We start from the raw sequence: 10,306 nt of genomic DNA on the forward strand, positions 1-10,306 counted from the left end.
GGTGCCCGATTCGTCACTGACGACAGCGAGATAGCCCGAATCCTCGGCCATGCCGCGCAATTGGCCCGCGAGTTCGGTGACGGGTCTGCGCAACGGCGACTCCGACCAGCGGTCGCTGATGTCGTTGAAACCGGGCGCGACCTCGGTGGCGGGGTCGACGGTGTGCAGGGAACGCTGCCAGGACTTGGCGACATCGGCGCGCACGGCCCCGGTATCGCGCGGCAGGGTCAGCGGGCGCGAGGGCGCGGCCAGCCGGTTCCACTGCTTCTCCAGCGCGACGCGGCGGTCCGAGAGCCGATCGGGCGGCGGTGTCGCGGCGATCGGGTCGTCGTGTGCGGGCACGGTCACTCCCTGTTCGTCGGCGACGCACCGGTCTCGCCGTGGGCGGAGAACCGGTGCGGCGCCTCCTGTCTATCAGCTGCGCCCGCGTGCGGGGCGCCTTTGCGCGCGCTCACCGCCGGCACCCGGGGTGGCGCTGTCGCCGCGCCTTGACGGCGCTCACTTGTTCAGGAAGATCCCGGCGACGTCGGCGTTCTTGATCGGGGTGTCGATATTGCGCTGGGTCGCGCACAGCACGTCGAGCTGGGTGATCTTGGTGTCGACCAGCGCGGTGCTCGGTTCGTTGCCGGACTGCTGTTCGATGGCCTTGGCGACGGTGATCCGCTTGGTGGGCACGTCCTGGTTGACGTAGTCGCGACAGCTGGTCTCGCGGCCCTGGTTGAACACCTTCTCCACCTCCTCGTTGCAGCCGGTGACCGTCACGGCCAACATCGCCAGCCCCGCGACGACCCCGATTCGGGTGGTGGCGTGCATGATTCCTCCTGAGATGTCCGGCTCGCGCCCGATGACGCGTCGCCCACAGCTTAAGGCGCGCGCGCTCAGGCGCGATGAATTCGCAACGGAACCCGCAACTCGGCGGCGGTGAGCCCACCGTGGTGCCCGCGCATCATCGACTGCAACGGTTCGGCGCCGCTGCGCACGACACCGCCGTCACCGCGCGCCACCACGACCAGGTCGCCGATGCGGGCGGCGGCCTCGGCGGTGACGTGCGGACCGAACCAGCCCGCGGTCACGGCTTGCTCGCGGGTGCGCACCGCGAAGTCCGCGCCCAGGACCCCACGCCAGGTGTCGGCGACCGTGGTGGGTGCGTCGGTATAGACGTGGCGGGCACGGGGTTCGCCGCCCAGCGCGGTCACGTCGGTCGACAGGTGCGGGTGGGTGTCGAAGTCGATCGGGGTGCGCAGTTCGACCATGCCGTGATCGGCGGTCACGATCAGCGCCGCGCGTGCGGGCAGCCGGGCGGCGATCTCGGCGGCGATCCGGTCGACATTGGCCAGCTCGAACTCCCACGCCCTTGTCTCGGGTCCGCGCGCGTGGCCGGTGGTGTCGAGTTCCGAATGGTAGGTGTAGACAAGGGTTTTCGGGGCCGAGCTCAGCGCGGTCAGGACACCGTCGACCAGATCGCCCACCGAGAACGCGGTGCGGAATCCGCCGCCGCGCCAGCCCGCCATGGTCAGCCCCGACCCGTCCTGGTAGCCGGGCGCGACCTGCACCGCGTCGATCCCGGCGGCGGTGGCGCGCTCGAAGATGGTGCGGTGCGGTTGAATTCGGTCCGGCGGGAACGCGGTGCGCGCGTCGACCTTGGGCCCCTCGCCGATCAGGCTCCAGCGCAACGAGTTGAACAGGCGCTCCTCGCCGGGCAAGCGCATGGCGTAGCCGACGATGCCGTGCTGTCCCGGGGGCAGGCCGGTGCCGAGGGTGGTCAGGCTGGTGGCGGTGGTGCTCGGGAAACCGGCGTCGATGACCCGGTCGGGCAGGCCCGTCAGGAACGGCGCCGCGGCGGCGTGCGCGGCCAGGCCCTGCGCGCCGAGCCCGTCCACGAGCAGGACACAGACCCGATCCACATCCAGCGCGAGGCCGAGGCGGTCGGTGGCGTCGGGCACGCCGAGGCAGGACAGGACCGACGGGAGTAGATCGGCGAGCGAGGCGGTGCCGTAACGCGGGGTCAGCAGAAGATCGTCGCTCACGCCTGCCCTGTCTCGAATCGGCTGATCAGTCCGTCGCGCAGGAGGAACTTCCAGGTGGTGCGCAGCGAACCCCACCGGCTGTTGGTGTAGTCGGCGGTCAGGGCGAGTCCGTCGTCGGAATCGACGGTGTCGACGACGAGATGTCCGTTGGCACTGAAGATCTCGGACTCGGTCCACTGGGCCAGGTTGCGTTCCACCCCGTCGTCGGACATCGTCGCGTCCTCGGTGAGTACACCGTAGAACTGGTCGGTGTCGTGGGCGTTGAGCGCCTCGACGAACGCTTCGACCACGGGATCGAGTTTCGCGGTGCCAGACATCGGGCCTCCTGCTCGAAACGGCTACACAACGACAATGTGACCACTGTAGGGGAGCGGACCCGCCCGGTCGGTGGAATATCGCGGTGGTGTCAGCCGCCGGTCGCGCCCGGGGTGATCAGCGCGGTGAAGGTGCGCATGATCTCCTCGACGAGTTCGGGCGTGTGGGTGCCCATGCGGGCGCTGCGCTTGTCGAGTTGGCCGTCGAGCCACAGCGAGGCCAGCCCGTGGCCCAGGCCCCACCAGGCGATGGCGAGGATCTCGGCGCGGTCGGGCGGCAGCGAACCGGCCGCGACGCATTCGGCGACGGTCTCGCCCAGGACCGCGAACGCGGCGTCCCCGGCGACGTGGGCGTCGGGGTGCTTGTCGGGTTGGGACAGTTCGGGTCGGAACATGAGCCGGAACTGGGCCGGATGCTCGCGCGAGAAGCGCACGTAGGCGGCGCCGAGCGCGGTGAGCGCGTCGAGCGGACCGGTGGCGGCGGCCTTGGCGGCGGTCAGTTCGGCGGCCAGCAGCTCGAATCCCTCGACCGACAGCGCCGAGAGCAACGCGGCCCGATCGGCGAAGTGGTGGTAGGGCGCGCCGCTGCTGACCCCGGCCTCCCTGGCCACGCGGCGCAGGCTCACCGCGGCGAGGCCCTCGCTCTCGATCAGGCGCAGGCTGGCGGCCATCAGCGTCGCGCGCAGGTCGCCGTGGTGGTAACTGGTGCGCTTCACCCGGGAAAGCCTAGGCCAGGATCGCGGGCGGATCGGCACTGGACAGCCCATCTGATCGGTGCTTAGATTATCTGAGCACCGCTCAGATGGGCGGTTCGCACCGTCGATCGGAATGGGTGAAACTCCATGACCACACGGGTACTCGTCACCGGCGCGACAGGTTTCGTCGCCGGACACTGCATCGCCGAACTCCTCGACCACGGCTACGCCGTGCGCGCCACCCTGCGCGACCGCACCACGCGACCCGCGCCCGCCCACCTCCTCGATCTCGCCCGCCGCACCGGCGGCGACCTGGAATTCGTCGCCGCCACCCTCGACGCCGACGCGGGCTGGGCCGCCGCCGTCGCCGACTGCGACACGGTCCTGCACGTCGCCTCACCGTTCCCCGCGACCCCGCCGCAGAACGACGACGACCTCATCGAACCCGCCGTGCAGGGCACGCTGCGGGTATTGCGCGCGGCCGCCGAGGCGGGTGTGCGCCGGGTGGTGCTCACCTCCTCGGTCGCCGCCGTCGCCTACGGGCATCGCACCGACGCGGTGCGCACCGAGGCCGACTGGTCGGTGGTCGAGCGCGTCCCCGCCTATCAGAAGAGCAAGACCCTCGCCGAACGGGCCGCGTGGGAGTTCGTCGAATCACTGCCGCCCACAACGCCACTCGAACTCGTGTCGGTCAATCCCGGGATGATCCTCGGCCCGCTGCTCGAGGCGCGGACCAGCACCTCGCACGAACCCGTCCGACGCCTGCTGGCCCGCGATGTTCCCGGATCCGTGCGCACCGGCTGGACCCCGGTCGACGTGCGCGACCTCGCGGTGGCCCACCGCCTGGCGATGGAGGTACCCGAGGCGGCGGGCCACCGCTACATCTGCGCGGCCGACCCGCTGTGGATGGGCGAGCTGGCCCGCGTCCTGCACCGCGACTACGCCGCCGCGGGCTTCGACGTCCCCACCCGGGTGCTGCCCGACCTGCTGGTTCGCCTGGTCGCCGTGTTCGACAAGGGCGTCCGCCTGACCCTGCCGGTCCTGGGCCGCACCGAACACGTCAGCGTCGACAAGGCCCGCCGCGAACTGGGCTGGACCATGCGACCCGTCGAGCAGTCCATTCGCGACACCGCCGACAGCCTGATCGCCTTCGGTATCGTCACCGCCCCCGGCGCGGCCGCGTCGCGTGCTTCCGCGGCGAGCCGCTGAGCGGGGAGGTCGCACCGTGCCCGGACCGGTCGGTGGTCGGCGCGGTCCTCGGGCTCGCCGTGGGTCGGCTCACCTGCGGCCGTGGCACGGGAACTCGGCAGGGGCGACCCCTGCTCGGGGTCGGGTATGAGCGTTCAGCGCCACTCCTGGCGTTGCAGGTCCAGGATCACCGGGCGCATCAGCGTCGAGATCTCGGCGTCGACGGCCCGGTGCTCGGCCGGAAAGACCGTGGCCGCGGCGAGGGTGGCGTCGTCGAGTGAACGCAGGGGGACCGGGCTGCGCATGGCCGGGGTCGGGGTCGTGGTGGCGGCCAGGACGAAACCCCACTCGCCGAAGCTCGGAACGTCCACGTGGTACGGGGTGGTGCGCAGGCCCGCCGAGGCCACGGTGGCGTCGATGGTCCAGAAGGTGCGCGGGGCGATGGTGGGGGAGCCGGACTGGACCACCAGGCGTCCGCCGGGGGCCAGGACGTGGGCGGTCATCGCGTAGAACTCGCGCGAGTAGAGCTTGGCGACGGAGGTCTGGTCGGGGTCGGGGACGTCGATGATCACGGCGTCGAAAAGCTCCGGGGCACTGCGTAACCAGGTGAAGGCGTCGGTGTTGATCACCCGCACGCGGGGGTCGTCGAAGGCGTGCTCGTTCAGCTCGGTGAGGCGGGGGTGGGTGCGGGCGAGGGTGATCATGGCCGGGTCGAGTTCGATCAGGGTCACCCGGTCGATGTCGGGGTAGCGCAGGATCTCGCGCAGCGCGAGCCCGTCGCCACCGCCCAGGACCAGCACCGACCGTCGCGATTCGGCGAGCACCGGATGCACCAGGGCCTCGTGGTAGCGGTATTCGTCGATCGAGGCGAACTGGAGTTTGCCGTTGAGGTAGAGGCGGGTGTCGGTCTCGCCGCCCGCCGTGGACTCGGTGAGCACGATCTGCTGGTACGGCGTGCGGGCCTGCCACACGATCGGGGACGCGAACAGCGCCTGCTGGGCCGCGGCCTCGAACCGGTCGGCGTAGAGGAAACTACCGCTCAGCCCGCACGCGACCGCGACCGTGGCGGCGATGAGGGAGCGCCGGGCTCCGCGCGTCATGCGGTCGCGAAAGAAGAAGAAGGCCAACGCGAGTCCGGCGATCGCGTTCACGATGCCGACCACCAGGGTGCCCCGGATCTGCCCGAACACCGGCAGCAGCAGGAACGGAAACGCCAACCCGCCCAGCAGCGCCCCCACGTAGTCGGCGGCGAACAGATCCGCGACCGCGCTGCTGGCCTCCTGCCTGCGAATCTCCTGCAACAGCTCCATCAGCAACGGAATCTCGGCCCCCACGAGCATCCCGATCACCGCCGCCGCCACGACCAGCGCGCCCGTGTAGATATCGAGCCACGCGTAACTCGCGTACAGCACCGCCACCGAGAGCCCGCCGACCACCGCCAGGGCCAACTCCACCGCCACGAACGCCGCCGCGGCATGAGCGCGCAACGGTTTGGCCACCAGCGCCCCGACCCCCATCGCGCACACCATCACGCTCAGGGTGATCGACGCCTGCGCCGCCGTGTCACCGAGGAGGTAGCTGCCGAGCGTGACCAGCGACAGCTCGTACACCAAACCGCAGGCCGCGCACACGAACACGGTCGCGAGCAACGCCACCCTGGCCAGCCGGTGCCGCGGCACCACCCCGGCGTCGCCGCGCTGACGGCTCGCCTCGACGCCATGACCCACCGCGTTGATGACCACCCTCCCCGTCGAAGTCGGCCGGGCCGAATCACCACGTCCGCACGGGGATTCGTATCACAGGCGGCTCGATCGCCGGGCGGTGCCCTCGCCTGCCCGTTTCCCAGACGCGAGTTCTCGGCCCGGATTCTGCCACCGCAGGGTGTACCGCCACATCAGACGGCGTCGGATCTGGGCTCCGGGCAACAGTTCTGCGGCCGTGGTGCGGATTTCGGCCAGCGTTTCGCGCGGATCGCGCAGGACCATCTCCGGCCCGCCGAGAACCCGGCGGTGTCGTCGGTCGACGGCGCGGATCGCCGGAAGGGCGGCGTAGTAGGGGAAGTCGGTGAGCGGGTGCATCTTCCAGAGGCCGACCACGGCCAGGACACCGCCGGGGGCCACCAGGCGGCGCAGGGTCGTGAGGCCGTCGCGGAGCGGGACGTGGTGCAGGGTGGCGACGGCGGTGACCACGTCGAAGGTCTGGTCGAGGTCGCGGAAGTCGGTGTGCTCGAGGTGGACCGTCGGGGTGGCGGGGGCGTCGGCGATGACCCGGGCGTCGGTGTCGACGCCGAGGACCGCGTCGCAACGGCCGGCGAGTTTGCGGGCGAGCAGCCCGTCACCGCATCCGATATCCAGTGCCGTGCGGGCATGGTCGGGAACCTGATCGAGAACCCACGGATGGTAGTGGGTGTTGTGATTCCAATAGGGGTCCGTGGACATAACCGGCCAACGTGCCAGGGGCGGTACGGGTTCCGGAATCACGGTGTGCGGCAGGAGGTTCTACCGCGCGGCCGTGAATTCGGCCAACCAGTCACCGAACCGGGTGAGGTCGTCGAGGATCACGTCCGCCCCGGCGGCGCGCAACGCGTCGGCATCGTGGGGCCCGGTCGTCACCCCGACCGCCACCACCCCGGCGGCCTCGGCGCCGCGCATGTCCCCGGCGTGATCGCCCACGAACACGTCCGCCGACTCCGCGCGCAGCACATCGGCTTTGCCTGTCGCCCACAGATCGCCGGCCAGCCGATCGACCTCCCACCCCAGATGCTCGACGTGCAGCCGCGCGTGCGGTTCGAACTTCCCCGTCACGACCAGGGTTCGCCCACCGCGGGCCCGCACCGCCGCCAGGGCCGCGTCCGCACCCGGCAGCGCGGCGATGCGGTCGATGACCGACGGGTACAGCTCGCGATAGCGCGTCACCAGGCGGGGGATCAGCTCGGCCGGCGCCCCCGCGTCGCCGAGCAGTGTCGCCAGCGGTGGCCCGAGATGCTGGGCGAAGCGCGCACCGTCGAGCGGCAGATCGAACTCCCGCGCGAGCTCGTCGATCGCCAGTGCCACCCCGGGGCGGGAATCGATGAGCGTCATATCCAGATCGAAACCGACGGTGAGGGTCACGCGCCCGAGCGTATCGGCCGCACGCACGACCCGTACCGCCGAGCCCGCACCCTCGCTGAACCGCACTGATTCACGTGGAACCCCGGTTGCAGCCACTGCCGAAAACGGTTGGGGGAGTGGGACTGCGCGAAGAAGCGTGCACGTCACGGCATTTCGGGCAATCCAGGCGAAAGCCCACGCAGCGATCGGAATCCTCCCAGTTCACCGGCGAATTCGAGGTGCACGAAAACTGGTGCGCCGCCGCGCTACTCACCCGGGCCGCAGGAAACGCAAAGGTGCATCGACTGCCGAACCGGGCGCTCGCCGAACATGGACAGCGAGCGCCCCGAGCCCGATCAGCTACTGGCGGCCGCGGTGAACGGCGCGACAGCGGGCACCGCCACCGGCCGCGCCGGATGCGACCACATCCCCTGGCGTTCCAGAATCGGCAGCACCCCCTCGCCGAACCAGTACGCCTCCTCGAGATGCGGGTACCCGGACAGAATGAAGTGATCGATGCCCAGCGCGGCGTACTCGAGCAGCCGATCCGCCACCTCCGCGTGCGACCCCACCAGCGCCGTGCCCGCGCCACCACGCACCAGACCCACACCCGCCCACAGGTTCGGGGCGATCTCGAGCGAATCGGTGCGCCCGTTGTGCAGCTGCGCCATCCGCCGCTGTCCTTCGGAATCGCTGCGCGCCAGGCTCGCCTGCACCCGCTCGATCTCGCCGGGCGCGATCCCGGTGAGCAGCCGGTCGGCCTCGGCCCACGCCTGCGCGGCGGTATCGCGGCTGATCACGTGGATGCGCAAGCCGAAATCGACGGTGCGGCCCTCGATCGCGGCCAGCCCACGAATCCAGTCGAGCTTCTTGGCGACCGCGTCCAGTGGCTCACCCCAGGTCAGGTAGGTGTCGGCGTAGCGGGCGGCGATCGGCCCGGCCGGGCCGGAGGAGCCACCGAAGAACACCGGCGGAATCGGATTCGGCCGCGCGCTCAGGATGGCGTCGCGCACGCGCAGGTGCTCACCGGTGAAACTGAACGGCTCGGTCGACTCCCACAGCGAGCGCACGATGTGCAGGAACTCCCCGGTGCGCGCGTAGCGCTGGGTCTTGTCCAGGAAGTCGCCGTAGGCCTCCTGCTCGCTCTGCTCGCCGCCGGTGACGACATTGAGCAGCAGCCGCCCCGCGGAATGGCGCTGGAAGGTGGCCGACATCTGCGCGGCCAGGGTCGGGCTGACCAGGCCGGGCCGCAGCGCGACCAGGAACTTCAACGTCTCACTGGTCTGCACCAGCATGGCGGTGGTCAGCCACGCGTCCTCGCACCAGGCGCCGGTGGGGGTGAGCACGCCGGTGAAGCCGTTGTCCTCGGCCGCGGCGGTGAGCTGGTTGAGGTAGCGCAGGGTCGCGGGCCGGTCGCCGGACATGAAGCTGCCGTGTCCGCCCGCCACCAGGCCGCGGGAGTCGCCGTAGGTGGGCAGGAACCAGTGAAACGACAGTCCGCGCTCGGTCATATCCGCCTTATTCGTCGTGGGGTGCAGGGTCTCCTCGATGCTGGCCGGTGCGCACGCCCACGTCACGGATTCCGCTCACCCTGCGCGAAACCCCCGCCACGCTGTGCCGGATCACGCCTAACTAGACGTAACTATGTGAAACACGTAACCTCGGGGGAGGCTCGGGCGACGATGTCCGGGCCTCGCGATCCCTACGAAACGAGTTTCCTCAATGACGCGGCATGTCGACGTACTGATCATCGGCGCTGGCCTGTCCGGAATCGGCACGGCCTGTCACCTCACGCGCGAGCAGACCGGACGCACCTACGCGATCCTGGAGCGTCGCGAGAACATCGGCGGGACCTGGGACCTGTTCAAGTACCCCGGCATCCGCTCGGACTCGGACATGCTCACCTTCGGGTTCGGTTTCCGGCCGTGGATCGGCACCAAGGTGCTCGCCGACGGCGCCAGCATCCGCCAGTATGTGGAGGACACCGCCAAGGAGTACGGCGTCACCGACCACATCAGCTTCGGCCGCAAGGTCGTGCACCTGGCCTTCGACCGCGCCGCGGCGCAGTGGACGGTGACCGCCGAGATCGAGGCCACCGGCGAGACCGAGACCTGGACCGCCAACTTCCTCGTCGGCGCCAGCGGCTACTACAACTACGACAAGGGCTACCAGCCCGAGTTCCCCGGTCAGGCCGACTTCCAGGGCCAGATCGTGCACCCCCAGCACTGGCCCGAGGACCTGGACTACGCAGGCAAGAAGGTCGTCGTCATCGGTTCCGGCGCCACCGCGATCACCCTGATCCCGTCGATGGCCGACACCGCCGCGCACGTCACCATGCTGCAGCGTTCGCCCACCTGGATCCAGGCGCTGCCGTCGGAGGACCCGGTCGCGATCGGTTTCAAGAAGACCCGCGTGCCCGACCAGATCGCCTACCGGATCGGCCGCGCCCGCAATATCGCCCTGCAGCGCGCCAGCTTCCAGCTCTCGCGCACCAACCCGGAGCTGGCCAAGAAGCTGATGCTGGCGCAGGTGCGCTTGCAGCTCGGCTCCAAGGTGGACCTGCGCCACTTCACCCCCAGCTACAACCCGTGGGATCAGCGCCTGTGCGTGGTGCCCAACGGCGACCTGTTCAAGGTGCTCAAGAGCGGCAAGGCCGACATCGTCACCGACAAGATCGCGAAGTTCACCGAGAAGGGCATCCTGACCGAGTCGGGCCAGGAGCTCGAGGCCGACATCATCGTCACCGCCACCGGTCTGAACGTGCAGATCATGGGCGGCGCGACGATCAGCATCGACGACGAGCCGATCAAGATGAGCGAGACGGTCGCCTACAAGAGCGTGCTGTACTCCGACATCCCCAACTTCCTGATGATCATCGGCTACACCAACGCCTCCTGGACGCTCAAGGCCGACCTGGCCGCCGCGTACCTGTGCCGGGTGCTCAACATCATGCGCGATCGCGGCTACACCACCTTCGAGGTGCACGCCAACGC

The 10,306-nt window shown here is 70.0% G+C and carries 9 protein-coding genes and 2 pseudogenes; 2 read left to right on the forward strand and 9 right to left on the reverse strand.

Annotated elements, in window-relative coordinates; all coding sequences use genetic code 11:
• From ACFP3H_RS03840 to ACFP3H_RS03860, 5 genes and pseudogenes are all read right to left on the reverse strand, one after another.
• Nucleotides 1–342 (reverse strand): annotated as a pseudogene (locus ACFP3H_RS03840) (transcriptional regulator); the annotation flags it as partial.
• A gap of 156 nt (nucleotides 343–498) precedes the next feature.
• Nucleotides 499–813 (reverse strand): hypothetical protein, encoded by a 315-nt coding sequence (locus ACFP3H_RS03845; RefSeq protein WP_378599711.1) that lies wholly within the window; start codon nucleotides 811–813, stop codon nucleotides 499–501.
• A 65-nt stretch (nucleotides 814–878) separates the two neighbouring features.
• Entirely contained in the window at nucleotides 879–2,027 is a 1,149-nt protein-coding gene (locus ACFP3H_RS03850) for an alkaline phosphatase family protein (RefSeq protein ID WP_378599714.1), read from the reverse strand.
• Nucleotides 2,024–2,344, reverse strand: a complete 321-nt coding sequence (locus ACFP3H_RS03855; RefSeq protein ID WP_378599717.1) for a nuclear transport factor 2 family protein — start codon at nucleotides 2,342–2,344, stop codon at nucleotides 2,024–2,026. Before ACFP3H_RS03855 ends, ACFP3H_RS03850 begins: the two co-directional genes overlap by 4 nt.
• 89 nt (nucleotides 2,345–2,433) lie before the next feature.
• Nucleotides 2,434–3,057, reverse strand: coding sequence for a TetR/AcrR family transcriptional regulator (locus ACFP3H_RS03860; protein WP_378599721.1), 624 nt, complete (start codon nucleotides 3,055–3,057; stop codon nucleotides 2,434–2,436).
• Nucleotides 3,058–3,183: 126 nt separating this feature from the next.
• Between ACFP3H_RS03860 and ACFP3H_RS03865 the strand changes: the two genes are divergently transcribed.
• Nucleotides 3,184–4,245 carry an NAD-dependent epimerase/dehydratase family protein gene (locus tag ACFP3H_RS03865; protein WP_378599724.1) on the forward strand — a complete coding sequence of 354 codons (1,062 nt, stop codon included), beginning with the start codon at nucleotides 3,184–3,186 and terminating at the stop codon, nucleotides 4,243–4,245.
• A 134-nt stretch (nucleotides 4,246–4,379) separates the two neighbouring features.
• Here ACFP3H_RS03865 and ACFP3H_RS03870 read toward each other — a convergent pair whose 3' ends face one another.
• The 4 genes from ACFP3H_RS03870 to ACFP3H_RS03885 form a co-directional block, all read right to left on the reverse strand.
• The gene (locus ACFP3H_RS03870) at nucleotides 4,380–5,903 is read right to left on the reverse strand and encodes a polyamine aminopropyltransferase (RefSeq protein ID WP_378601564.1); all 1,524 of its coding nucleotides are present in this window, start codon (nucleotides 5,901–5,903) and stop codon (nucleotides 4,380–4,382) included.
• 117 nt (nucleotides 5,904–6,020) lie between these two features.
• Nucleotides 6,021–6,662 carry a class I SAM-dependent methyltransferase gene (locus tag ACFP3H_RS03875; RefSeq protein WP_378599726.1) on the reverse strand — a complete coding sequence of 214 codons (642 nt, stop codon included), beginning with the start codon at nucleotides 6,660–6,662 and terminating at the stop codon, nucleotides 6,021–6,023.
• A gap of 60 nt (nucleotides 6,663–6,722) precedes the next feature.
• Nucleotides 6,723–7,334 (reverse strand): HAD family hydrolase, encoded by a 612-nt coding sequence (locus tag ACFP3H_RS03880; RefSeq protein ID WP_378599729.1) that lies wholly within the window; start codon nucleotides 7,332–7,334, stop codon nucleotides 6,723–6,725.
• A 335-nt stretch (nucleotides 7,335–7,669) separates the two neighbouring features.
• Nucleotides 7,670–8,824 carry an LLM class flavin-dependent oxidoreductase gene (locus ACFP3H_RS03885; protein WP_378599732.1) on the reverse strand — a complete coding sequence of 385 codons (1,155 nt, stop codon included), beginning with the start codon at nucleotides 8,822–8,824 and terminating at the stop codon, nucleotides 7,670–7,672.
• A 211-nt stretch (nucleotides 8,825–9,035) separates the two neighbouring features.
• Between ACFP3H_RS03885 and ACFP3H_RS03890 the strand changes: the two are divergent.
• Nucleotides 9,036–10,306, forward strand: a pseudogene (locus ACFP3H_RS03890) (flavin-containing monooxygenase); the annotation flags it as partial.

Source organism: Nocardia lasii (assembly GCF_042658545.1).
Lineage (GTDB): Bacteria > Actinomycetota > Actinomycetes > Mycobacteriales > Mycobacteriaceae > Nocardia > Nocardia lasii.

What these genes read in the sequence shown, in the direction of transcription:
- ACFP3H_RS03845 (WP_378599711.1), bottom strand. Translation starts at nt 813, where the DNA reads ATGCACGCCACCACCCGAATCGGGGTCGTCGCGGGGCTGGCGATGTTG.
- ACFP3H_RS03885 (WP_378599732.1), bottom strand. Translation starts at nt 8,824, where the DNA reads ATGACCGAGCGCGGACTGTCGTTTCACTGGTTCCTGCCCACCTACGGC.
- ACFP3H_RS03855 (WP_378599717.1), bottom strand. Translation starts at nt 2,344, where the DNA reads ATGTCTGGCACCGCGAAACTCGATCCCGTGGTCGAAGCGTTCGTCGAG.
- ACFP3H_RS03875 (WP_378599726.1), bottom strand. Translation starts at nt 6,662, where the DNA reads ATGTCCACGGACCCCTATTGGAATCACAACACCCACTACCATCCGTGG.
- ACFP3H_RS03865 (WP_378599724.1), top strand. Translation starts at nt 3,184, where the DNA reads ATGACCACACGGGTACTCGTCACCGGCGCGACAGGTTTCGTCGCCGGA.